Raw genomic sequence first — 24,321 nt, 5'->3', positions numbered from 1 at the left:
CAGCGCGCCGGGCTTTTTCGTATCCGCGATTTCGGTTCGCCATTTCCTTCATGCCGAGGCTGCTTTAAATCTGACCCAGATCGGCAGGAGGATGGCAGCATGAGCAAACCCCGTATTCTTGTGACCCGGCGCTGGCCGGCCGCAGTCGAATCGGTGCTTTCTGGGCGTTTCGACACGACGCTGAACAGGGATGACATCGCGCTGGATGCGGGGCAGCTGCGCAAAGCATTGCTCACCTACGACGCCGTCCTGCCGACCGTCTCCGACAAGCTTCCGGCGGCGCTTTTCGAAGGCCAGGCGATCAGGACGAAGATCCTCGGCAATTTCGGCGTCGGCTTCAATCATATCGATATTTCCGCGGCAAGGCAGAAGGGCGTGATCGTCACCAATACGCCCGGTGTGCTGACCGATTGCACGGCCGATATTGCCATGCTGCTCCTTCTTTCGGTTGCGCGCCGTGGCGGCGAAGGCGAGCGCGAAGTCAGGGCTGGCGCCTGGAGCGGCTGGCGGCCGACACATATGGTCGGCACCAAGGTCACCGGCAAGACCGTCGGCATCATCGGCTTCGGCCGCATTGGCCGGGCCTTCGCGCAGCGCTGCCATTTCGGCTTCGGCATGAATGTCGTCTTCTACAATCGCTCCGCCATCGATCCGATGGAGGCGGCGCGCTATGGCGCCGTCCAGTTGCCGACGGTAGAAGATGTTCTGGAAATTTCCGACTTCGTCTCGCTGCACTGCCCGGGCGGCGCCGAGAACCGCCATCTGATGAATGCGGCCCGTCTTGGGGCCATGAAACCGGAGGCTTTCCTGATCAATACCGCAAGGGGCGATGTCGTCGACGAGGGAGCATTGATTTCAGCGCTGGAGCAAGGGACGATCCGCGGCGCCGGCCTCGACGTTTATGAGGCTGAACCGCATGTTCCGGAGCGGTTGAGGGCGATGGACAATGTCGTGCTTCTGCCGCATCTCGGCAGCGCGACGGAGGAGACGCGCACGGCCATGGGGATGAAGGTGGTGGACAATATCACGGCCTTCTTTGCCGGGCACGAACCACCGGATCGTGTTATCTAGGCTGATGCTTACGGCCCCACAGGGCCAAGGACCAGACAATCCGTTGGAGATGATTGCCTTTCTTTTGAGCGTTTGACGAAAAATGCAGCCGATGCAGCTGGCATAAGGCGGCTATCGCACGTCGTCGAATAAGGCACAGGAATTGCTTGCATTTATTCCTTGCCGGGCTTCAATGACCGGCTTGGCATGGTGCGATGCGTGGAGAGATTGATGGTGATGACGGAGGCAGGCACGAGACCGCAGAGGGCACGGGGTCGCGGCCATCTTGCGGCGAAGTCGCTTGGCGGCCGCACGCGCCTTTCCGAGCTCTTTCAGGAGGGGGCGGCCAAGATCAGGCTGCCGGAAACTTTCGATCATTCCATGGAGGCCGTCATCATCAACACGGCCGGCGGCCTGACCGGCGGCGACCGCATGGATTGGAGCATTTCCGCCGCGTCGGGCACACGCATCGATGTGACGACGCAGGCCTGCGAAAAGATCTACAAAGCTTCGGCTGGGACGGCGGAGGTCGAAACCTCCATCAAGGTCGGCCACAGCGCCCGGGTCGATTGGCTGCCGCAGGAGACGATCCTGTTCGACCGCGCGTCGCTTTCGCGCAGGTTGAATGTGGACCTTGACGATGCGGCCGAATTCCTTGGCGTCGAGGCGATCCTGCTTGGGCGCAAAGCCATGGGCGAGGCGATGGAGCAGGGGCTATTTCGGGATCGTTGGCGCATTCGCCGCGGCGGACGGCTGGTTCATGCCGAGGAGCTGCGGCTGGATGGCGACGTGGCCGCATTGACGGCGAAGATGGCCGTGCTTGATGGTCAGGTCGCCTTCGCGACCTTGCTCTATGTTGGCCCGCTGGCCGAGATCTATCTCGGCCGTATCCGGCCACTCCTCGAAACCTGTATGGGAGGCGCAAGCCACTGGGGCGAGAAGCTCGTCGTGCGGCTTGTCGCCGCCGATGGCTTCGCGCTCAGAAAAATCCTTATCCCGATCATTTCCGCCTTGCGCGACGGAGCGCCTGTGCCGAAAGTCTGGAATCTGTAAATTGAGCAAACAGCAATCACATAGGTAGGCGATGAACCTCACTCCGAGAGAAAAAGACAAGCTGCTGATTTCGATGGCGGCGATGGTGGCGCGGCGGCGGCTGGAGCGCGGCGTCAAGCTCAATCATCCCGAAGCCATTGCGCTGATTACCGATTTCGTGGTCGAAGGCGCGCGCGACGGCCGTCCGGTCGCCGAGCTGATGGAGACCGGCGCCCATGTCATCACGCGCGATCAGGTAATGGAGGGCGTTGCCGAGATGATCCATGACGTTCAGGTCGAGGCGACATTCCCCGACGGCACCAAGCTCGTCACCGTCCACGAACCGATCCGGTGAGACTGCCATGCTGGAATTGAGGCCCAATTGCGAATGCTGCGACAGGGATTTGCCGCCGGAAAGCCGGGAGGCGATGATCTGCACGTTCGAGTGCACCTTCTGCATGGATTGCGTCGATACTGTATTGGGCGGCGCCTGCCCGAATTGCGGCGGCGACTTCGCGCCGCGTCCTGTCCGTCCGGCAGCCATGCTCGCCAAATATCCTGCTTCGACCAAGCGTGTTCTGAAAGCTGAGGGATGTGCGCCCGTCCGGGCCGCATGAGGAGAGAACCATGATTCCAGGTGAAATCATTGCCGCAGGCGGCGACATCGAACTCAATGCCGGAGCGCCGACCGTGACGCTTGAGGTTTCCAATACCGGCGATCGGCCGGTGCAGGTCGGCAGCCATTATCATTTTGGCGAGACCAATGCCGGGCTTTCCTTCGATCGCGACAAGGCAAGGGGCATGCGGCTCGATATTCCCGCCGGCACCGCCGTTCGCTTCGAGCCTGGGCAGACGCGTTCTGTCACTCTGATCCCGCTGTCGGGCAAACGCGAAGTCTACGGCTTCCGTCAGCAGGTCATGGGCAAGCTTTAGATTTTTTCGGGGGGATTGATGTCTATGAAATTGCTTGCGCCCGCTGCAGCTCTTGCTGCGGCCCTGATTTGTGGTCCTGCCTTTGCGCAGAACAATCCGGATGAACCGAAGGTCGATTGCGCCAAAGCAGAGGCGCAGACGGACCTGAATATTTGCGCCGCGCTCGATTTCGACACTGCCGACAAGGCGTTGAACGTACAATACAAGAAGACCCGCGCTGCCATGATCGCCCTAGACACGGATCTCGACAACGATATGAAGGGCGCGGAAAAGGCGCTCGTCAAGGCGCAGCGCGCCTGGGTTGATTATCGGGATGGCGAATGCGAGGCGCAAGGGTTTCAGGCCCGCGGCGGCTCAATGGAACCCATGCTCGTTTCCGGCTGCAAGGCGGAGCTGACCAAGAAGCGAACGAAGGAATTGAAGGATCTCGCGGATGGGCCGGAGGGCGGTCAGTGAGCCTCAGGCGCCACGTGATGATCGTCGGCAATGGTGAGATTGCGGCCGGGACAGCCGCTGTCATCGATGCCGCCGATCTCGTGATCCGTTTCAACGATTGCCGATCGGTGGGGGCCGGCGGCAGCCGGACCGATGTCGTCGCGGTGTGCAACACAGGCCGGCCGGCCCGCGCCATGCTCGGCTCGGCGGAGTGGCGCAAGAGCTCTGCCGTTGCCGCCGCATCGGAAATCTGGAGTGTGCGCGATCCCGGCAAATTCGCTGAGCTGCGCGCGCCTCTGGCGATTTCGCATCCTGAGCTCGACGATTTCTGCGACGATTATACCGAGCAGTTCACTGCCTTCTGCCAGGCCGCAGGCAAGCGGCATATGGTGATCGACCGAGCCGTTCATGAAGGCGCCGATACGGCGCTGGCGGATTACGATCCCGGCTCCTACGTGGTGCCGAGCAGCGGCATGATCGTGATTGCCTATGTGATGGCACGCCATCCCGACGATGACATTGCCATTACCGGCTTCAGCCACACAGGCTGGGAGGAACATCCGTTTGCCGCCGAAAAACGGCTGGTGGATGCTTATGTTTCCCTAGGTCGCCTTAGGCGCCTTGCCGCCACGAACCTCATCTCTGCCTCCCAAGGAGACTGATTCATGCCTTACAAGATTTCCCGTGCCGCCTACGCCAACATGTTCGGACCGACGGTCGGCGACAAGGTTCGTCTTGCAGACACCGAATTGTTCATCGAAGTGGAGAAGGATTTCACCACCTATGGCGAGGAGGTAAAGTTCGGCGGCGGCAAGGTCATCCGCGATGGCATGGGACAGAGCCAGGTGACGCGCGCTGGCGGAGCCGTCGATACAGTCATCACGAATGCGCTCATCCTTGATCACTGGGGGATCGTCAAGGCGGATATCGGCCTGAAGGACGGCCGCATCGCCGCGATCGGCAAAGCCGGCAATCCGGATACCCAGCCCGATGTCAATATCATCGTCGGACCCGGCACGGAGGCGATCGCAGGCGAGGGCAAGATCGTCACCGCCGGCGGCATGGACAGCCACATCCATTTCATCTGCCCGCAGCAGATTGAGGAAGCCCTGATGTCCGGCGTCACCACCATGCTCGGCGGCGGCACCGGGCCGGCGCATGGAACGCTGGCGACGACCTGCACGCCCGGACCCTGGCATCTGGCGCGAATGATCGAGTCCTTTGACGCCTTTCCCATGAACATCGGCCTGTCGGCCAAAGGCAATGCGTCCGTTCCTGCCGCACTGGAGGAAATGGTGCTCGGTGGCGCCTGCGCGCTGAAGCTGCATGAGGATTGGGGCACCACGCCTGCGGCAATCGACTGTTGCCTCAGCGTTGCCGACGAGTACGACGTGCAGGTGATGATCCACACGGATACGTTGAATGAAAGCGGCTTCGTGGAAGATACGATCGGTGCGATCAAGGGTCGCACGATCCATGCCTTCCACACGGAAGGCGCCGGCGGCGGCCATGCACCTGATATCATCAAGATTTGCGGCCAGTCGAACGTCATTCCATCTTCGACCAATCCGACGCGGCCCTACACGGTTAATACGATTGCCGAACATCTCGACATGCTGATGGTCTGCCATCACCTGTCGCCTTCGATTCCCGAGGATATTGCTTTCGCCGAAAGCCGTATCCGCAAGGAGACGATCGCCGCTGAGGATATTCTCCACGATATCGGCGCTTTCTCGATCATTTCCTCCGACAGCCAGGCGATGGGCCGCGTCGGCGAAGTGGCGATCCGTACCTGGCAGACCGCCGATAAAATGAAGCGCCAGCGCGGCCGCCTGACGCAGGAGGTCGGCGACAATGATAATTTCCGCGCGAAGCGTTATATCGCCAAATATACGATCAATCCGGCAATCGCCCATGGCGTCAGCCATGAGGTCGGTTCGATCGAGGTCGGCAAGCGCGCCGATCTGGTGCTCTGGAATCCGGCCTTCTTCGGTGTGAAGCCGGAGATGGTGCTGATCGGCGGCTCGATCGCCGCAGCGCCCATGGGTGACCCGAATGCTTCCATTCCTACGCCGCAGCCGATGCATTACCGGCCGATGTTCGGCGCCTACGGCAAGAACCGGACGAATTCGTCGGTGACCTTCGTTTCCCAGGCAGCGGTCGATGCCGGGCTTGCCGGCAAGCTTGGCGTTGCCAAGACGCTGCTGCCCGTCCGGAACACGCGTGGCGGCATCTCGAAGGCATCGATGATCCACAACAGCCTGACGCCACATATCGAGGTCGACCCGGAAACCTATGAAGTGCGGGCCGATGGCGAGCTTCTGACCTGCGAACCGGCGACGGTGCTGCCGATGGCGCAGCGCTACTTCCTTTTCTGACGCGTTTCGCCGCTCGGTCATCGGCACACGAGAAAGTCCTGCTACGGGGCTTTCTCATGGTGCGCGTGGTGTGCAGCTTTATCGAGACCTGGGACGGCAGTGTCTGTCCTTCATTGCTGCCGATCCCTTCAGTGTTTCGTTGACGTCGTTCACCGTTCATAACCTCGCAATGCGGTGCATTTTAATTGTTACATTAAAGGGCTGGAAGCTCCTTCACCCCTATCTCACCTAGTTGAAACGATAGGTTGAGGAAGGTGAATCGCATGAAGCAATGGATTTCGCTGCAGGCCGAGTTCGGTAATTTTCAGCAGCGACGTGCGATTTTTATCTTCGCGCTTAAGATGAGTTTCGTTGCCGTCATCATGTCTTTGGCGATCATCGTCGCAATGCTGTTCGTGCTGGAGTGGCTCGACCTTCTGCCATTGCCGATCTTCGAGGCGATGCGCTTTGGCGTTTTGCTGGCATGGGTCATCGGCGGCACCGTATCCGGAGCGCTGGCAGTGATGGCCGGCTTCTTCATCCATAAGCTTGCCGTCTCGCGGGCCGAGTTCGAGCGCCTGAGCCGCACTGACATGTTGTCAGGCCTGCTCAATCGCCGCGCTTTTACCGAAGTCCTGAATACGGCCAAGGACGGCGCGTCATTGGTGATCTTCGATCTCGACCGGTTCAAGACGATCAATGATCGCTTCGGGCATGCCTCCGGAGATGCCGTCATCGTTGCTGTATCCCAGATATTTTCCGATGAATTCACTGGCGAAGATGTGATTGCCAGGCTCGGTGGCGAGGAATTTGGCGCCATCGTCCATGGCGGCGATGTCGCCGAGCGGATCGCCCGTATCGAAGCGATCAGGGAGCGGATTGCCGAATATCCGATCGCCATTGAAGGCGGTTCGGTGAAGATCACCATTTCGGCCGGAATTGCTGATATCACGAAGGATCGCAAGACGGAGGCCGTCTATGCCGCCGCCGACAAGGCGCTGTATCTCGCCAAGACGCTCGGCCGCAATCGCGTCATGCACGAGCGCGAGCGTCTGTCGCAAGTCTGGCATCGCTGCGCCTCCGAGCAGGAGCAGGAGGCGACGACGGATGTCAGGGAATTGCAACGCTATGTGCAGCGGATGTAATGCTTCCTCATGTCATTGAGCTTGCGCAGGCGGCGACAATTCTGCATGGTCTGACCAAATATTGAACTGGAACAGTCATGCTACGCGTCACTTCCTATCTGCCGGCCGGCACCCCTTCCTCCAATCCGATCGATCGTGTCGTTCTGCCTCATGATCTCAGGCATCTGCGCCGCAAGCTCCTGCATCTTGAAAATGGCGAGATGGTGATGCTAGACCTCAAGGAGCCGGTGCTGTTTGCGAGCGGCGATCTGCTGGTGCGCGAGGATGGCGAGCTGATCGAGATTGTCGCCGCCGACGAAAAGCTTTTCGAAATCCGTCCGCGTGACCGCCGGCATCTGATCGAGCTGGCCTGGCATCTGGGCAACCGGCATCTTCCCGCCCAGATCGAGGAAGAGCGTATCCTGATCCTGCGCGATCATGTGATCCGCTCCCTGCTCGAAGGCTTGGGTGCGACCGTGAGCGAAGTCAGCGAACCTTTCCAGCCGGCGCGCGGCGCCTATCACTCCCATGGCGGCCATTCGCATGGTCACGACCACCACCATGGTCACGATCACCACAACCACTCGCACGATTGAACTGCGATGACCGACACGGCGGTTTCGGACGACCACGATCTGCAGGCGCTGCTGCGGCTGATGGCGTGGCTGTCGCCGGCATTTCCGGTGGGATCGTTTGCCTATTCCGGTGGTCTCGAGCGTGCGGTGCATGACAGCGTTGTGCGAGACAGTATCGGCCTTAACGATTGGATTGCTGCGCTCATCGAGCATGGCTCCGCGTGGAATGATGCAGTGCTACTTGTCGAGGCGCACCGGGCAGGTACGGATGAGCAGCGGGTTGCGGCCGTGGCAGAGCTTGCGGAGGCAGTGGCCGGCTCGAAGGAGCGGCATAACGAGACCATGCTGCTTGGAGATGCCTTTCTTTCGGCGGCTGCCGCATGGCCGCATGCGATCTTTTCCATGCTTCCGGCAAGGACGGCCTATCCGGTTGCGGTTGGCGCCGTCGCAGGTGCGCATGGCATTGCCGCCGAGAAGGCGGCTGCCGCCTTCCTGCATGCGCTCGCTTCGCAGATGGTATCCGCCGGCATTCGCCTTGGCGCCAGCGGGCAGAAAGACGGTGTTGCAATTCTCGCACGGCTTGAAGCTCTCCTTGCCGATGTCGCATGGCGGGCCGCCCAATCCAGCCTCGACGACCTCGGCGCTGCGACTGTGCAGGCCGATATTGCGAGCCTGCGTCATGAAACCCAGGGCACGCGGCTCTTCAGGTCATGAGGGGCGTCACAAGGAAGATATTGAAACTGCGGCATCGCCTACGTCATTCGCCGCTGTGCGGCCGCCCGACGCTTGGCTATGCTAAAGCCATTTCGTCTTTCTTCGAATTGCGAAACTGCTCTATCTCTTTTTTACGCAATTCCGGACGGAAGACCGCCACGCGCTTTTCCTGGAATTGCTCTCTTGCTTTATCGGAGTTGCGAACATGAAATCGAGACATGGACCTTTGCGCGTCGGCATCGGCGGCCCTGTCGGGTCGGGCAAGACGGCGCTGACGGAGAAGCTGTGCAAGGCGATGCGCGACGACTATTCCGTCGCCGTCGTTACCAACGACATCTATACGACCGAGGATGCGGAAGCGCTGGTGCGAATGCAGGCGCTGCCATCCGATCGTATTGTCGGCGTCGAAACCGGCGGCTGCCCCCACACGGCGATCCGCGAGGACGCGACGATCAATCTGCAGGCTATCGCCAGCCTCAACGAGCGTCTCCCTGATCTCGACGTCGTCTTTATCGAATCCGGCGGCGACAATCTGGCGGCGACCTTTTCGCCCGATCTTGCCGATATCACCATCTACGTGATCTCGGTATGCCAGGGCGAGGAAATCCCGCGCAAGGGCGGCCCCGGCATCACCAAATCCGACCTTCTCGTCATCAACAAGAAAGATCTGGCGCCCTTCGTCGACGTGGATCTCGAGGTGATGGATCGCGATGCGACCCGGATGCGGCAGGCGCGTCCCTTCGTGTTTTCCGACATGAAGCGCGGCGATGGCGTCAGCAAGATCGTCGATTTCCTAAAGGAACAGGGTGGTCTTTGAGCCACCCCGTCCTTTCCGATATCCTCTGAACTGCTTTATTCTGCCGCAAAAGGCGGCAGCTTCAGGACATTCGTGCCTACGGACCTGTTTCTTCCATCCTTGTTTTCGATGGCCTCCAGCCGCTCTTCCAGATTGGTGAGCGACTGCCGGTTTTCGTTGACGGCAGCCGCCAACCCTTCCTTGGTGATGACCTCGTCGTCCACATCCTTCCTGCCGACAAGCCTGCCGAAGAGATAGCCGAGCAGGCGGGACAGGTCGTCCATAATCAGGAAGAAGGACGGCACGACCACTAGGCTAAGCACGGTCGAGACGATGATGCCGCCGATCACCGCAATCGCCATCGGTGCACGGAAGGAGCCGCCTTCGCCGACGCCGAGAGCGGATGGCAGCATGCCGGCCGACATGGCGATCGAGGTCATGATGATCGGACGGGCGCGCTTACGGCCGGCTTCGACCACTGCTTCCAACCGGGGCATGCCCTGATGCATCATCTCGATGGCGAAATCGACCAGCAGGATCGCATTCTTCGTCACGATACCCATGAGCATCAGAATACCGATCATGACGGGCATGGAAAGCGCATTGCCTGTCAGGATCAAGGCCAGCGCCACGCCACCGATCGCCAATGGGAGCGAGAGCAGGATGGTGAAGGGCTGGATCACATCCTTGAACAGCAGGATGAGCACCGTCAGAACAAGCATCAGGCCGAGCAGCATCGCATTGCCGAAGCTCTGCTGCATTTCCTTCTGGACCTTGGTATCGCCGCTCTCCGCCAGATGCACGGTTGCCGGGATCTTGGCGTTGTTGACGATATTGAGGAAGTGTTCTGATGCCGTATCCAACGCCACGCCCTGGGGCAGGTCGGCGCCGATGGCGACGACGCGGAAACGGTTATTACGCTTGATGGAGGACAGGCCCTCCGAATAATCGATGTCGGCCACGCTCGATAGCGGCACGGTGGTGCCCGTGGACGTCTGTCCGCCAGTGGTACCCATGGACGTCTTGATGCGCAACGCACGAATTGCTGCCAAATCTCGGCGCATGCCGAGCGAGGCCTGAACGCGGATCGGGATCTGGCGATCGTCGAGCGAGATCTTCGCAAGCGAAGCGTCGATATCGCCGATGGTGGCTACGCGGACCGTGTCGGAAATCATCTGCGGCGTGATGCCGAGGCGCGCGGCCTCGTCCTTGCGAGGATAGATCTGCAGTTCCGGCCGTGGCAGGGCGCCGTCGGCGCTGACATTGGCGAGTGCCGGATCGGTGCGCAGCTTGGCTTCCAGGATGCCGACCGCCTGGTTCAGATCCTTTTCGTTGCGCGAGAGGAAGTTGTAGGTCAGGTCGCGATCGCCGCGGTCGTTCAGCTTGGTGATGCGGACGTCGGGGATCGATCGGAGCGTGGCAAAGACTTCCTTTTCGATCTCCCATTGCGGGCGTACGCGGCCATGGACGGCGACCTTCGGCAGATGGGGGCCGATGACCGGGATCGAGCCGAGGACATCGTTCACCAGCTTCTTCATCAGCGACTGGTCGAGCTTGCCAAGTGTCAGCGTCACGGTTGCGCGGCGCAGTTCCAGATCGCCTTTCGGCGAGGCGCCGCCGAGCACGAAGACGCTTTCAACGCCGTCGATGCCCTTCACGCGCCGATAGATTTCATTGGTCGCCTGTTCCGTATCATCGAGCCGGGCGTTCGGCGGCAGTTCCGCCGACAGAACGATGCGTGAGGAATCTTCCGGCGGGATGAAGCTGCCGGGGACGAACATGATGAGGGCGAAGACCGAAGCGATCGAGAAGGCGAAGGCGGCAAGCAGCGTCGGATATCGCGTGTACCAGCGCTTTGTCGTCTGCCGCACCAGCCAGCTGTAGCCGCGCATGAAACGGCCGTCATTGTCGTGATGGTCGTCGACGCCATCTTCCGCGCGCATCAGATAGGCGGCCATCATCGGCGTGATCAGGCGCGCCACCAGCAGCGAGAAGAACACCGAGAAAGCGACCGTCAGGCCGAACTGGATGAAATACTGGCCCGGAATGCCCGGCATGAAGGAGACGGGCACGAAGACCGCGATGATGGTGAAGGTCGTCGCGATAACAGCGAGACCGATTTCATCGGCGGCATCGATGGCGGCGCGATAGGGCGTCTTGCCCATCTTAATGTGGCGGGCGATGTTCTCGATCTCGACGATGGCATCGTCTACGAGGATGCCGGTCGCCAGCGTCAGCGCCAGGAAGCTGACGAGATTCAGCGAGAAGCCGATCTGGTTCATGATCCAGAATGTCGGGACGGCAGAGAGCGGCAGAGCGATCGCAGATATCAGCGTCGCGCGCCAATTGCGCAAGAACAGGAAAACGACGATGACGGCCAGTATGGCGCCCTCGATCAGCGTGTGCATCGCTGATTCGTAGTTGCCATAGGTATAATACACGGCGTCGTCGATCATTTCGATCGAGACATTCGGGTTTTCGGCGCGGACCTTGCCGAGCGTGTCGGCCACCAGCTGCGCCACGGTCACTTCGCTGGCGCCCTTGGCGCGGAATACGCCGAAAGTTACGACAGGCGCGCTGTTGAACCGTGAGAAGGACTTCGGCTCTTGATAGGTATCCTTGATCGCACCGAGATCCGAGAGTTTGACGAAGCGGCCGTTGGTGAGCGCGATCGTCGTATCGGCGAGCTGTGCGACATTGCGGGCATCGCCGAGTACGCGGATTGCCTGCTCGCTGCCGGCTACCTGGCCGCGGCCGGAGCCGAGGTCGATGTTGGTGCTGCGCAGCTGCTGGCTCACCGAGAGCGCGGTAATGCCATAGGCGTTCAGCTTGTTCGGATCGAGCTCGATGCGCACTTCGCGATCGGCGCCGCCATAGCGGTCCACACGGCCGATGCCTGCCTTGCCCTGCAAGGCGCGCTTGACCGTATCGTCCACGAACCATGACAGCTCTTCCAGCGACATGTTCGGCGACGAAACGGCAAAGCTCTGGATCGCCTGGCCGACGACGTCTACCTTGGAGACGATCGGCTCGTCGATGGTGGACGGCAGGTTGCCGCGGATACGGTCGATGGCGTCCTTGGTATCCTGAACGGCCTGCGCAGTCGGCACTTCCAGGCGGAAGACGACGACAGTCTGCGATTGGCCGTCCGTGACGGTCGACTGTATCTCGTCGATGCCGTTGATGCTGGCGACGGCGTCTTCGATCTCCTTCGTCACCTGCATTTCGAGCTCGGACGGCGAGGCGCCGCTCTGCGTCACGGTGACGTTGACAACAGGCACGTCGATATTCGGGAAGCGGGTGATGGGCAGATTGAAGAAGGCGTGCGCACCCACCACCATCAGCAGGAAGAAGCCGAGGAGCGGGGCGACCGGATTTCGGATGGACCAGGCGGAGAAGTTCATCTTGCCGTTCTCGCTCAGTTGGAGGCTTGCGACGCGTCGCGGACGGGTGTGATGTGATCGCCGTCGCGAACATAGGCACCGGCCTTGGCAACGACATCATCGCCCGCTTTCAGGCCCTTGACGATCTCGACATAGCCAGCGTCCTGAATGCCGGTCTCGACAGCCACGAACTTGACCACGCCGTTTTCGACCTTGCGGACGGAGGAGCCGTTTTCCTCGCTGTTGACTGCCGTCAACGGCAGGGCGACGCCATCTTCCTGGCGAATGATGATCTCGGCGCTGCCATACATGCCAGCGCGCGCCTTCTCGCCATCGTCGATCGTGATATGCACCGCACCGAGGCGGGTGACGGCATCGACGATCGGGGCGACGAGGCGCACGGTTCCGGCAAGCTTTTCGCGGCTGCCGGAAAGCGCGATGGACGCCTTCTGGCCGATCTTGATCTTGGTAATATCGCTTTCGGAGACATCGACCACTAACTCGAGCTGGCTGTCGCGGATGATGGTGAAGAGCGGATCGCCATTGCCGTTGGCAATGGCTCCGACGCGGGCGTTGCGCGAGGCGACGGTGCCTGCGACCGGGGTCTTGATGCCCGTTCTGGCAAGCTTGAGGTTGGTGTCGGCGATCTGGCTGTCGGTGACCTTGAGATCGGCCTCCGCGACCGCGATCGCCTGCTCGGCGGAAACAACGCGCGCCTTGTTGGCGGCAGCCGAAGCATTGGCCTGTTCCACCGAGGAGGTCGACATGGTGCCCTTGGCACCCATGGCAACGGCGCGTACGCGCTGCAATTCGGCCTCTTCGGCATTGGCGCGGGCCTCGGTGAGCTGCGCGTGCAATTGCGCCAGGCTTGCCTCGCCCTTGGCGCGCGTCGCCTGCATCTGGCTCTTTTGCAGGATCAGCGCGTCGTCGTTCAGCGTGGCAAGCGTGCTGTTCGCCGTCACCTTGTCGCCGACATCGGCATTGAGAGAGCGGATTGAGAGGCCATCCACCTGCGGCTGGATATAGACCTCCTCGACGGCCTTTACCGTGCCGGTCGCGACGACCTTGTCGGTCAGGTGGCGCATCGCGGCTGTGGTGATGACGATTGCGGGCAGGTTCTGCTTCGGCGTGGTAACGGCAGCCTGCTCCGCCAAGGCGGCGGGAGCGGTCAGCAGCGAAAGCAGAATGGCAGTCGTGCTCAGTAGTCTAAACGGCGTGAAGGCCATGCGTCCGGTTCCAGTTCGGCATTGGTGAAAAAGATTTCGCTGTCTTCCGTCGCGAACACGGGAGATCACTGCATGCGAGCCGGCTTCCCCCGGCGGATTACTGCATAATTCCTTAAATCGAATCGATTTAAGGAATTATGTAGAAAATTTAATGCGTTACAGCCACCTTTTGCGCGTCACATTGGACGCGCGGCGCTGTAATATCCGTCTGTCATGCCTTGCAGGTCCTCATCCTAAAATCGCCCTTGTAAATGGGAGCGGTTTTCAATTCTCGCAAGATCACGAGAAAATGATTTCGCGGGCATTTCTATCCTCTACAACCATGCGAAGCAATCACGGCATTGTGATGTCAGCATTCGAATATTTGATAGCCGAAGGCTTTTCAGGCAATTGTTGCGGGAAAGCGAGCCTTTTGTTGCCTCTGTTACAAAATGAAAAAAACGCGCGAGGCCGGAAACCTCGCGCGTTTTAGTCTCTGTGGATGCTTCAAGCTATTTCAGAGCAGCGTCCGTGATCTCATGCGTGTAGGCGCCCGACGGCTTCTTATTGATGATCTTCTGATCGAGCAGGGCTTCGACCGTGCGATCATAGGTCTTCATGTCGAGCTTGCCGTTGCCGATCAGCTTGGCGACTTCGGCCGCCATGCGCTTCTGATGGTTTTCATCCTGGCCGCCATTGTCCATGACGATTTCGGCAGCTTCATCCGGATGCTCGACGGCATATTTCCAGCCTTTCATCGAAGCGCGGACGAATTTCACCATATCGACCTTGAACTTCGCATCCTTCAGCTTGTCTTCCTTGACATAGAGGCCGTCTTCCAGAAGGTCGTTGCCGAGCTTGGTGTAGTTGAAGACGGTCAGGTCTTCAGCCTTGAAGCCGGCATCGATCGCCTGCCAGTATTCGTTATAGGTCATGACGGAGATACAGTCGGCCTGCTTCTGGACGAGCGGTTGCACGTCGAAGCTCTGCTTCAGAACGTTGACGCCATCCTTGCCGCCGTCGGTCTTCAAGCCGAGCTTGTGCATCCAGGCGAAGAAGGGATATTCGTTGCCGTAGAACCAGACTCCGAGGGTATGCCCCTTGAAATCCTTCTCCGTCTTGACCGGGCCGTCCTTCGGGCAGATCAGTTCCAGGCCGGATTTTTCGAATGGCTGGGCGATATTGATGAGCGGCACGCCTTTTTCGCGGGCAACCAGCGCACCACCCATCCAGTCGACGATGACATCGGCGCCGCCGCCGGCAATCACCTGTTCCGGAGCGATATCGGGGCCACCCGCCTTGATATCGACATCGAGACCTTCCTCCTTGTAGAAGCCCTTGTCCTTGGCGACGAAGTAGCCGCCGAACTGAGCCTGGGCCACCCATTTCAGCTGCAGGGTCACCTTGTCCGCCGCCGTTGCGCCCTGGGCGGCGGCAAGCGTCATGGCACTTGCCATCAATGCAAACATTATTTTTTTCATGTCTTCACCCTTTCCCTCTGAAGTTATGCCTTGATCCCTTGGAAGGGATCCTGGATTACGTCTGCCCACCACGGATAGACGGATGCCAGAACGTCACCATTCGTTCGATGATGGCGACGATACCGTAAAAGACGGAGCCGGCGATCGCGGCAATCGCGATCTCGGCCCAGACCATATCAAGGTTCAACCGGCCATTTTCGGTTGAAATGCGGAAGCCCATGCCCGACATGGGCGTGCCGAAGAACTCCGCCACGATGGCACCAATCATCGCCAGGGTCGAGTTGATCTTCAGCGCATTGAAAATAAAGGGAGCGGCCGCTGGCAGCCGCAGCTTGAAGAGCGTCTGCCAGTAGCTCGATGCGTAGGTGCGCATCAGGTCGCGTTCCATGTTGCCAGCCGCGGCAAGGCCTGTCACCGTGTTCACCAGCATCGGGAAGAAGGTCATGATGACGACGACGGCGGCCTTGGATTGCCAGTCGAAGCCGAACCACATGACCATGATCGGCGCGACGCCGATGATCGGCAGGGCCGAGACGAAATTGCCGATCGGCAGCAGGCCGCGACGCAGGAAGGCGAAGCGGTCCGCGAGAATGGCGACGATGAAGCCGCTGGCGCAGCCGATGACATAGCCGATCAGGACGGCGGTGAGGATCGTCTGGCGCACATCGATCCACAATGTCGGGATCGAACTGGCGATCCGGGCGCCGATGGCGCTTGGCGGCGGCAGCAGAACCAGGGAAACGCCGGCGCCGCGGGTGACCGCTTCCCAGATGATCAATATCCATATGCCGAAGATCGCCGGGATCAGCAGCCGCAGCGTATAGCCGCCGGCGGTCGAGTGCGACCGCATCGACGACAGGACGGAAACGCAGCGCCAGGCCAGCAGCCAGGCGGCGGCAATCAGAATGAAGAAGGATAGCTGCGCTTTGCCTTCATTGCCGGAAATTCCGGCAAGCAGCAGCCATGCCGCAGCATGTGCGCCAAAGAAGAGGACCGCTGCACTGAGCTCATCGGAGAGGCGCATGAAGGAGAGGGCGGCGGCCGCCGCGATGAGAATGAAGATGACGAAGGTCGTTCCGCTGCTGACGGGTGCCGCGGCATCGGCCGCAAGCAGCGGCAAGGCGGGGATCGCCAAGAGACAGAGAAGAAGTGCAAGCACGCCTTGCCAAGAGAAATGAAAGGACTTCATGCCGTTCTGCCTCCCATCGAACGGTCGACGATGCGCGCGGCAACGCTGACGATACCGACAAGGATAGCCGCGAGAACGGAGCCTGCGACGAGAGCGGCCCATATATCGATCGTCTGGCTGTAATAGGAGCCTGCGAGCAGCTTTGCGCCGATGCCGGCGACCGCGCCCGTGGGCAGTTCGCCGACGATCGTTCCGACCAGGCTTGCGGCGATCGCAACCTTCATCGAGGTGAAGAGGAAGGGAATCGATGCCGGTACGCGCAGCTTCCAGAAGGTCTGCCAGCTGCTGGCATTATAGGTGCGCATCAGGTCGAGATGCATGATTTCCGGCGAGCGCAGGCCTTTCGTCATGCCGACCGTGACCGGGAAGAACGACAGATAGGTGGAAATCAGCGCCTTGGGGATCAGTCCGTCTATGCCAAGGGCACTGAAGACGACGATGATCGTCGGGGCAATGGCGAGGATCGGGATCGTCTGCGACGCGATGATCCAGGGCATCAGGCTGCGGTCGAGCGCCACGAGATGAACGATGCCGACGGCGAAGAGGACGCCGAGGATCGTGCCGAACGCGAAGCCGACCGCCGTCGGCGCCAGCGTCACCCACGCATTGTAGACGAGGCTGCGATTGCTGGTGGGCACCCGCAGGAAGGTGTTTTCAAAGACATTCTGCGCAACCTGATGCGGTGCCGGCAGGGTCGGCTTCGGCTGCGCCAACGTCTTGCCGATGAATTCCATCGCTGTCGGGCTGGCATTGCCGCGCCGATCCATATCGCGCTGAAACGGTGCGTTGAGGATGATGGCGAAGACATACCAGAACAGAATGATCGCCAGGACGATGGTCGTGACCGGCAGGAACTTGTGCTTGAAGAACTGTTCTTTCTCCATGTCATGCCCTTCCTTGCGCGGGAAGCAGCATGAGGATCATGGCGACGATGCCAAGACCCACGCCGGCAAGCTGCTGCAGACTCAGCCGTTCGCCGAAGACGATGAAGGCGATGACATTGACGACGACGAGCTGGGCGATGGAGGAGGCGGAGATCGCCAGCCCCAGCCCTCCCTCTCGCATCAGCCGCACCATCATCAGATTGCCGATGCAATAGAGCGCAAGCGACAGGATCAAGACCAACATGTTGTTGTTGGCGATATAGGCGCGCGAGGCTGTGGCAGCACCGATGAAGATCGCCATCGCACCGACAAGCCAAAGGAGGAATTGCGGGTTCATGGCCTGATCCTATTCCTCGTAGCTATGTCCGGCCCGCAGGCCTTCTCGGACGCGGTGGGCGATTTCCAGGAATTCGGGCGTTTCGCGAATGCCGAGTGGCCGCTCTGCCGGAAGCGTCGATTCGATGACATCGGTCACGCGGCCTGGACGCGGCGACATGACCACGATCCTGGTGGAAAGATAGACTGCTTCCGGTATGGAGTGGGTCACGAAGCAAATGGTCTTGTTCGTCTGCTTCCACAGCTTCAGAAGCTGTTCGTTCAGGTGGTCGCGGACGATTTCGTCGAGCGCGCCGAAGGGCTCGTCCATCAGCAGCAGATCGGCATCGAAGGCCAGGGCACGGGCGATCGAGGCCCGCTGCTGCATGCCGCCGGAAAGCTGCCACGGAAACTTATGCTCGAAACCGTTGAGATTGACGAGCTCCAGCGTCCGCGCGATGCGGTTGGTCTGCTCTTGCCTGTCATAGCCCATGATCTCGAGCGGCAAGGCGATGTTCTTCTCAATCGTGCGCCAGGGATAGAGAGCCGCGGCCTGGAAGACGTAGCCGTAGGCCCGGGTTTTACGCGCATCTTCCGGCGACATGCCGTTGACGCTGATATCGCCCGATGTCTTGCGCTCGAGATCGGCGATGACGCGCAGGAAGGTAGTCTTGCCGCAGCCCGAAGGGCCGATGAAGGAAACGAAATCGCCCTTGCGAACATCGAGATCGACATTGCTCAGCGCATGCACTGGCCCGTCGTTCGTATTGTAGGTGAGACAGAGATTCCGCGCGGAGACGACGGAGGAAGCGGATGACGTCATTAACACCTACCAGTCCTGTTTTCGCCGCATGTTTGTGGCGGATTGCGTGTTATCCTGTTTGGCATTGCTGCAGTCCGTAGAGGCGAGGGCGCCTTGTGGCTGCTGGACAGAGGGGAGCAATGCCATGAATGTCTCATCGAAGCCCACCTGCCGCGTCGTGCGGCCCGGCAGCACCTATGCCGGAAAACAGGGCCTCAATTATTTCGAAGGGATTGCCGCTGAGACAGTGGGCTCGACGGGGATCTGCATGCATCTTTTGACCATACCGCCGGGCGCCCGCGCCAAGGCCCATCTTCACGCCTCGCATGAAACGGCGATCTACGCGATTTCCGGCGAGACGCATTGCTGGTTCGGCGACCGGCTGGAAGAGCACGTGATCGTGCGGGAGGGCGAAATGTTCTATATCCCGGCCGGCGTTCCGCATCTTCCCGCCAATCTCAGCGATCGGCCGGCCACAGCGGTCATCGCCCGCACCGATCCGAACGAGCAGGAAAGCGTCGTCCTGCTGCCGGATCTGGAGCGGTATGTGCCGCGCTAGAACCGTTTCGCTTTTCTTCGAATCGCGAAAATGCTCGATCTCTTTGTTTTTACGCAATTCCGGCCGGAAAACCGCCACGCACTTTTCCTGGAATTGCTCTAGGCGGCCGATGAGCCGAAGCGCCGTGCCCAAGCGTCATACCCCGCTTGCGGGGATGCCGCTGCGCTGCACCTTGCGCGGCGCGGTGACTTCTTTCCAGGTGGAAAGCGCCCGGTTGACGGCGGTGAAGGGTTCGCGCTTGACGAATTCGCCGTGGCCCTCCCTGGTCTTGACCGCGCCTTCCTCGATGGCGACGACGCCGCGCGTCAGCGTATAGCGCGGCAGGCCGGTGACTTCCTTGCCTTCGAAGACATTGTAGTCGATCGCCGATTGCTGCGTCTTCGCGGCGATGGTCTTCGAACGCTTCGGGTCCCAGACAACGATATCGGCATCGGCGCCGACGAGGATCGCGCCCTTCTTCGGGTAGACGTTGAGGATCTTGGCGATGTTGGTCGAGGTGACGGCGACGAATTCGTTCATCGTCAGGCGGCCGGTGTTGACGCCATAGGTCCAGAGCATCGGCATGCGATCCTCAAGCCCGCCGGTACCGTTCGGGATCTTGGTGAAGTCATTGAGGCCGAAGCGCTTCTGCTCGGTCGTAAAGGCGCAGTGGTCGGTCGCCACCACCTGCAGCGAGCCGGAGGCAAGGCCAGCCCAGAGGCTGTCCTGATGCTGCTTGTTGCGGAAGGGCGGCGACATGACGCGGCGGGCAGCATGGTCCCAGTCCGGATTGGCATATTCGCTTTCATCGAGCGTCAGGTGCTGGATCAGCGGTTCGCCGTAGACACGCATGCCCTTCTGACGGGCGCGGCGGATGGCTTCATGCGCCTGTTCGCAGGAGGTATGAACGATGTAGACGGGCGAGCCGGCCATATCGGCGATCATGATGGCCCGGTTGGTTGCCTCGCCCTCGACTTCGGCCGGGCGGGAATAGGCATGCGCTTCAGGCCCGTTATTGCCTTCGGCCAGCAGCTTTGCCTGCATCTGTGCGACCACATCGCCATTTTCGGCGTGGACGAGCGGCAAAGCGCCAAGCTCTGCGCAGCGCTGGAAGGAAGAGAACATCTCGTCGTCATCGACCATCAGTGCGCCCTTATAGGCCATGAAGTGCTTGAAGGTGTTGATGCCCTTCTCGCGGACGACCGCTTCCATCTCGTTGAAGACCTGCTCGCCCCACCAGGTAATCGCCATGTGGAAGGAATAGTCGCAGGTCGCGCGCGTGGACTTGTTGTCCCACATGGTCAGCGCCTCGAGCAGCGACTGGCCGGGCGAGGGGAGCGCGAAATCCACCACCATCGTTGTGCCGCCGGCAAGGGCCGCGCGCGTGCCGCTCTCGAAATCGTCGGAGGAATAGGTGCCCATGAACGGCATTTCGAGATGCGTATGCGGATCGATGCCGCCAGGCATGACGTAGCAGCCGGAAGCGTCGAGCACTTCGCTGCCCGAGAGATTCTGCCCGATTTCGACGATCTTGCCGCCTTCGATCTTCACGTCGGCCTTATAGGTCAGGTCGGCGGTGACGATAGTTCCACCCTTGATGACTGTGCTCATGGTGTTTGTTCCCTGTTTTTGAAGCTCTGGCGTCCGTGGTGCCCCCTCATCCGACCCTTCGGGCCACCTTCTCCCCGAGGGGAGAAGAGGATTCTTGCCGCACCTTCGCTGTCAAACAAGAGCTTCTCAGCCTGGGCTGCATGTGCGAAAGCGAAGGGCACAGCGAGCCCCTCCTTCTCCCCTCGGGGAGAAGGTGCCGGAAGGGCGGAGTAGGGGGATGGCTGGGCGCGAGCCGTGATCAAGCTACGATCTCCGCCGTCTCGACGACTGCGTGGAACAGCACATCCGCGCCGGCGGTCGCCCATTCCTTAGAGATTTCTTCCGCCTCGTTGTGTGAGAGGCCGCCGACGCAGGGGCACATGACCATGGTGGCGGGAGCGACCTTGGCGGCCCAGCAGGCGTCGTGGCCGGCGCCGGAGATGATGTTCATGTGGCTGTAGCCGAGTTTTTCAGCCGCATTGCGCACGGAGGTTACGAGCTTCGGGTCGAAGGTGACCGGCTCGAAATGCCCTATGGCTTCGACCGAGCAGCCGACGCCGAGGGCATCGGCGATCTTCTTGCCTTCGGCTTCGATCCTGGTGCGCATGCGATCGAGCTTTTCCTTGTCAGGCGTGCGGATGTCGACGGTGAAGACCACCTTGCCGGGCAAGACGTTGCGCGAATTCGGCGAGAAGAAGACCTGGCCGACACCGCCGACGGCGCCCGGCTGGTTTTCCATCGCGACGCTCTGCACCATCTCGATGATCCTGGACATGGCGAGGCCGGCATTGACGCGCATCGCCATCGGCGTCGAGCCGGTATGCGCTTCCTTGCCCGTCAGGGTGAATTCCAGCCACCAAAGGCCCTGACAGTGGGTGACGACGCCGATGGTCTTGTTCTCGGCCTCGAGGATCGGACCTTGCTCGATATGATATTCGAAATAGGCATGCATCCTGCGGGTGCCGACCTCTTCCTCGCCGAGCCAGCCGATGCGCTTGAGCTCGTCGCCATAGGTCTTCCCCTCCGGATCCTTGCGGCCATAGGCGTAGTCCAGTGTATGCACGCCGGCAAAGACGCCGGAAGCGAGCATCGCGGGTGCGAAGCGCGCACCTTCCTCGTTGGCCCAGTTGGTGACGACGATCGGGTGCTTGGTCTTGATGCCAAGGTCGTTCATCGTGCGGACGACTTCCAGCGCCGCGAGGACGCCGAGCACGCCGTCATACTTGCCGCCGGTCGGCTGCGTGTCGAGATGCGAGCCGACATAGACGGGCAGCGCATCGGGGTCGGTGCCGGGACGGGTCGCGAACATCGTGCCCATCTTGTCGACGCCCACGGTCAGGCCCGCCTTGTCGCACCAGGTCTTGAAAAGGCTGCGCCCTTCGGCATCGGCATCGGTCAGCGTTTGGCGATTGTTGCCGCCGGCAATGCCGGGGCCGATTTTCGCCATGTCCATCAGCGTATCCCAAAGGCGATCGCCATTAATACGCATGTTTTCTCCTGGCGCTGCCACCATGATGCAATCCTCACCTGTTTGTCCCAGGGCATGCAAGGCGCATGCCCAAATTGTTCCCGTTGGTCTTATTTCAAATTCCGGAGCATCGTCTTGTTTTTCTTGCCCGGAAATCGCCGGTTGCCTTTAGGAGACATCTGACGGATAATTTGACCGATTGGTAAACATTACAACTTCCGTGGCGCGGCTCAAGACGAAAAGCACGAAAAATTCCGATAAAATTTCAGGCGATTGCCTAAATCCGATGCATCGACAGGATGAATGAGGGAACGGCCGAAAGGCTTGGATTTCAAGGAGAAACAGAGCAGACATGGCCATCCCCAGAGCCGCCAGGACGCAGCGCCGCACCCGTATCCAGGAAGAGAAAGAGGAAATCATACTGGAAGCCGCGCTGGACGTATTTTCCGTCAGCGGCTTTCGTGGCTCGACCATCGATCAGATTGCCGAAGTCGCGGGCATGTCGAAGCCCAATCTGCTTTACTATTTCCGCACCAAGGAGGCGATGCATCGGGCCTTGATCGACCGGGTGCTGTTTACCTGGCTGGAGCCGCTGCGCGCTTTCGACGCCAACGGCAACCCCGAAAGCGAGATCCGCTCCTATATCCGCCGCAAGCTTGAGATGGCGCGGGATTTTCCCCGGGAAAGCCGGCTTTTTGCCAATGAAATGCTGCAGGGCGCGCCGCATGTGGAGGACGAGCTGCGCGGGCCGCTGAAGGCGCTCGTCGACGAGAAGGTGGAGGTCATCCGTGCCTGGGCAAAGGCCGGCAAGATCGCCCAATGCGATCCCTATCACCTGATCTTTTCGATCTGGTCGACCACGCAGCATTATGCGGATTTCGACGTACAGGTGCGCGCCGTGCTTGGCGACGAGCATTCGGGCGAGGGACGCTTCGAAGATGCCGCGCGCTATCTGGAACAGCTTTTCGTCGACGGGCTTCGGATTCGTCAGGGCTGAGCGGCGGCGTCATGCCCGAGGCATAATGCTGCATATCGCGTCTGGTTGAGCTCAAGTTTTCTGATGCGATTGGTCACGAAGAAGGCGACCGCAGCAAGCTGCGACCGCCTTTTGAATGCCTGCGGACTTTACTGTTATTATTCCGCCGCCTGCCGCGCCATCGGATTGTTCGGATGGGTCGTCCAGTTGGCATAGTTGGGATCGACGATCTTGCCGGTGCGCTTGTCGAGGGCGCCGGCCGGCAAGGCTTCCATGGTGATGCAGTTCTCGACGGGACAGACGTTGACGCAGAGATTGCAGCCGACGCATTCCTCTTCCAACACTTCGAAGCGCCTGATGCCATCGACCATGTTGGTGATCGCCTGGTGCGAGGTGTCCTCGCAGGCGATGTGACAGCGGCCGCACTTGATGCAGGCATCCTGGTCGATCTTCGCCTTGGCGATGTAGTTGAGGTTCAGATATTGCCAGTCGGAGACATTGGGCACTGCACGGGCGATGACATCGTCCAGGCTGCGATGGCCCTTTTCGTCCATCCAGTCGGAAAGGCCCGTGATCATCTCTTCGACGATCTTGAAGCCATAGGTCATGGCCGCCGTACAGACCTGCACGTTGCCGGCGCCAAGCGCCAGGAATTCCGCCGCATCGCGCCAGGTCGTGATGCCGCCGATGCCCGAGATCGGCAGGCCATAGGTTTCCGGATCGCGGGCGATCTCGGCTACCATGTTGAGCGCGATCGGCTTCACCGCCGGGCCGCAATAGCCGCCATGGCTGCCCTTGCCGCCGACTGTCGGGTTAGGGGCGAAATTGTCGAGATCGACCGAGACGATCGAGTTGATCGTGTTGATCAGCGATACCGCATCGGTGCCCCCGGCCTTGGCGGCGCGGGCGGGCTTGCGGATATCGGTGATGTTGGGCGTCAGCTTGGTGATGACCGGCATGCGCGTGTACTGCTTGCACCAGCGCACGACCATTTCGATATATTCCGGCACCTGTCCCACCGCGGAGCCCATGCCGCGCTCGGACATGCCGTGGGGACAGCCGAAATTGAGCTCGATGCCGTCGGCGCCGGTTTCTTCGACCAGCGGCAGGATTGCCTTCCAAGCCTGTTCCTCACAGGGCACCATGATCGAGGCGATCAACGCGCGATCCGGCCAGTTCATCTTCACCTGCTTCATTTCGCGCAGGTTGGTATAGAGATCGCGGTCGGTGATCAGCTCGATATTGTTGAGGCCGAGCAGGCGCCGGTCGGCACCCCAGATCGCGCCATAGCGCGGGCCGTTGACGTTGACGACCGGTGGGCCTTCCTCGCCGAGCGTCTTCCAGACCACGCCGCCCCAGCCCGCCTTGAAGGCGCGCTCGACGTTATAGGCCTTGTCGGTCGGCGGCGCGGAGGCCAGCCAGAACGGGTTCGGAGACTTAATACCAACGAAATTATTGCGGAGATCAGCCATGT

General features: G+C 60.6%; 24 protein-coding genes. 14 read left to right on the top strand and 10 right to left on the bottom strand.

Annotated features, from left to right (window positions below):
* The first annotated feature begins 99 nt into the window (after positions 1-99).
* The 12 genes from C7U61_RS13875 (at position 100) to ureG (ending at position 9,037) form a co-directional block, all read left to right on the top strand.
* On the top strand, positions 100-1,071 hold the full coding sequence (locus C7U61_RS13875) for a D-glycerate dehydrogenase (RefSeq protein WP_106998624.1): 972 nt from the start codon (positions 100-102) through the stop codon (positions 1,069-1,071).
* 210 nt (positions 1,072-1,281) lie between these two features.
* Positions 1,282-2,103 carry an urease accessory protein UreD gene (locus C7U61_RS13870; protein ID WP_106998623.1) on the top strand — a complete coding sequence of 274 codons (822 nt, stop codon included), beginning with the start codon at positions 1,282-1,284 and terminating at the stop codon, positions 2,101-2,103.
* 31 nt (positions 2,104-2,134) lie between these two features.
* Entirely contained in the window at positions 2,135-2,437 is a 303-nt protein-coding gene (locus tag C7U61_RS13865) for an urease subunit gamma (protein ID WP_015340839.1), read from the top strand.
* 7 nt (positions 2,438-2,444) lie between these two features.
* Positions 2,445-2,699 (top strand): DUF1272 domain-containing protein, encoded by a 255-nt coding sequence (locus tag C7U61_RS13860; RefSeq protein WP_106998622.1) that lies wholly within the window; start codon positions 2,445-2,447, stop codon positions 2,697-2,699.
* A 10-nt stretch (positions 2,700-2,709) separates the two neighbouring features.
* Positions 2,710-3,015, top strand: coding sequence for an urease subunit beta (locus C7U61_RS13855; protein WP_106998621.1), 306 nt, complete (start codon positions 2,710-2,712; stop codon positions 3,013-3,015).
* Positions 3,016-3,033: 18 nt separating this feature from the next.
* Positions 3,034-3,471 (top strand): lysozyme inhibitor LprI family protein, encoded by a 438-nt coding sequence (locus C7U61_RS13850; RefSeq protein WP_106998620.1) that lies wholly within the window; start codon positions 3,034-3,036, stop codon positions 3,469-3,471.
* Between the two features lie 17 nt (positions 3,472-3,488).
* Entirely contained in the window at positions 3,489-4,112 is a 624-nt protein-coding gene (locus tag C7U61_RS13845) for a Urease operon accessory protein (RefSeq protein WP_106998619.1), read from the top strand.
* Between the two features lie 3 nt (positions 4,113-4,115).
* Positions 4,116-5,828 carry an urease subunit alpha gene (ureC, locus tag C7U61_RS13840; protein ID WP_106998618.1) on the top strand — a complete coding sequence of 571 codons (1,713 nt, stop codon included), beginning with the start codon at positions 4,116-4,118 and terminating at the stop codon, positions 5,826-5,828.
* A 263-nt stretch (positions 5,829-6,091) separates the two neighbouring features.
* Positions 6,092-6,952 (top strand): GGDEF domain-containing protein, encoded by an 861-nt coding sequence (locus C7U61_RS13835; protein ID WP_106998617.1) that lies wholly within the window; start codon positions 6,092-6,094, stop codon positions 6,950-6,952.
* Between the two features lie 77 nt (positions 6,953-7,029).
* Positions 7,030-7,527 carry an urease accessory protein UreE gene (gene ureE / locus C7U61_RS13830; RefSeq protein WP_106998616.1) on the top strand — a complete coding sequence of 166 codons (498 nt, stop codon included), beginning with the start codon at positions 7,030-7,032 and terminating at the stop codon, positions 7,525-7,527.
* A 6-nt stretch (positions 7,528-7,533) separates the two neighbouring features.
* Positions 7,534-8,220 (top strand): urease accessory protein UreF, encoded by a 687-nt coding sequence (locus C7U61_RS13825; RefSeq protein WP_106998615.1) that lies wholly within the window; start codon positions 7,534-7,536, stop codon positions 8,218-8,220.
* 205 nt (positions 8,221-8,425) lie between these two features.
* Positions 8,426-9,037, top strand: coding sequence for an urease accessory protein UreG (ureG, locus tag C7U61_RS13820; RefSeq protein WP_106998614.1), 612 nt, complete (start codon positions 8,426-8,428; stop codon positions 9,035-9,037).
* Between the two features lie 35 nt (positions 9,038-9,072).
* Here the strand turns inward: ureG and C7U61_RS13815 are convergent, their stop codons facing one another.
* The 7 genes from C7U61_RS13815 to C7U61_RS13785 form a co-directional block, all read right to left on the bottom strand.
* Positions 9,073-12,420 (bottom strand): efflux RND transporter permease subunit, encoded by a 3,348-nt coding sequence (locus C7U61_RS13815; protein ID WP_106998613.1) that lies wholly within the window; start codon positions 12,418-12,420, stop codon positions 9,073-9,075.
* 14 nt (positions 12,421-12,434) lie between these two features.
* Positions 12,435-13,625 carry an efflux RND transporter periplasmic adaptor subunit gene (locus C7U61_RS13810; protein WP_106998612.1) on the bottom strand — a complete coding sequence of 397 codons (1,191 nt, stop codon included), beginning with the start codon at positions 13,623-13,625 and terminating at the stop codon, positions 12,435-12,437.
* 491 nt (positions 13,626-14,116) lie between these two features.
* Entirely contained in the window at positions 14,117-15,085 is a 969-nt protein-coding gene (locus C7U61_RS13805) for an ABC transporter substrate-binding protein (protein WP_106998611.1), read from the bottom strand.
* 55 nt (positions 15,086-15,140) lie between these two features.
* Entirely contained in the window at positions 15,141-16,274 is a 1,134-nt protein-coding gene (locus C7U61_RS13800) for an ABC transporter permease (protein WP_106998610.1), read from the bottom strand.
* A complete protein-coding gene (locus C7U61_RS13795; protein WP_106998609.1) occupies positions 16,271-17,158 on the bottom strand; it encodes an ABC transporter permease in 888 nt (295 codons plus the stop codon). Before C7U61_RS13795 ends, C7U61_RS13800 begins: the two co-directional genes overlap by 4 nt.
* 1 nt (position 17,159) lies before the next feature.
* The gene (locus C7U61_RS13790; RefSeq protein WP_106998608.1) at positions 17,160-17,495 is read right to left on the bottom strand and encodes a hypothetical protein; all 336 of its coding nucleotides are present in this window, start codon (positions 17,493-17,495) and stop codon (positions 17,160-17,162) included.
* A 9-nt stretch (positions 17,496-17,504) separates the two neighbouring features.
* Complete coding sequence (locus C7U61_RS13785) at positions 17,505-18,296, bottom strand: ABC transporter ATP-binding protein (RefSeq protein ID WP_106998607.1); 792 nt, start codon at positions 18,294-18,296, stop codon at positions 17,505-17,507.
* 124 nt (positions 18,297-18,420) lie between these two features.
* On the opposite strand from C7U61_RS13785, the gene C7U61_RS13780 reads away from it, so the two are divergent.
* A complete protein-coding gene (locus C7U61_RS13780) occupies positions 18,421-18,834 on the top strand; it encodes a cupin domain-containing protein (RefSeq protein ID WP_106998606.1) in 414 nt (137 codons plus the stop codon).
* A gap of 135 nt (positions 18,835-18,969) precedes the next feature.
* Here C7U61_RS13780 and hydA read toward each other — a convergent pair whose 3' ends face one another.
* Both hydA and C7U61_RS13765 read right to left on the bottom strand, forming a co-directional pair.
* A complete protein-coding gene (gene hydA, locus C7U61_RS13775; RefSeq protein ID WP_106998605.1) occupies positions 18,970-20,424 on the bottom strand; it encodes a dihydropyrimidinase in 1,455 nt (484 codons plus the stop codon).
* Between the two features lie 238 nt (positions 20,425-20,662).
* Positions 20,663-21,916 carry a Zn-dependent hydrolase gene (locus C7U61_RS13765; protein ID WP_106998603.1) on the bottom strand — a complete coding sequence of 418 codons (1,254 nt, stop codon included), beginning with the start codon at positions 21,914-21,916 and terminating at the stop codon, positions 20,663-20,665.
* Between the two features lie 307 nt (positions 21,917-22,223).
* Between C7U61_RS13765 and C7U61_RS13760 the strand changes: the two genes are divergently transcribed.
* Complete coding sequence (locus C7U61_RS13760) at positions 22,224-22,868, top strand: TetR family transcriptional regulator C-terminal domain-containing protein (protein ID WP_106998602.1); 645 nt, start codon at positions 22,224-22,226, stop codon at positions 22,866-22,868.
* Between the two features lie 137 nt (positions 22,869-23,005).
* Here the strand turns inward: C7U61_RS13760 and preA are convergent, their stop codons facing one another.
* A complete protein-coding gene (gene preA, locus C7U61_RS13755; protein ID WP_106998601.1) occupies positions 23,006-24,319 on the bottom strand; it encodes an NAD-dependent dihydropyrimidine dehydrogenase subunit PreA in 1,314 nt (437 codons plus the stop codon).
* Between the last annotated feature and the right edge of the window lie 2 nt (positions 24,320-24,321).

The sequence above is a fragment of the Rhizobium sp. JAB6 genome (genome assembly GCF_003024605.1).
Lineage (GTDB): Bacteria > Pseudomonadota > Alphaproteobacteria > Rhizobiales > Rhizobiaceae > Rhizobium.
This window is presented reverse-complemented; position numbering and strand designations above follow the sequence as displayed.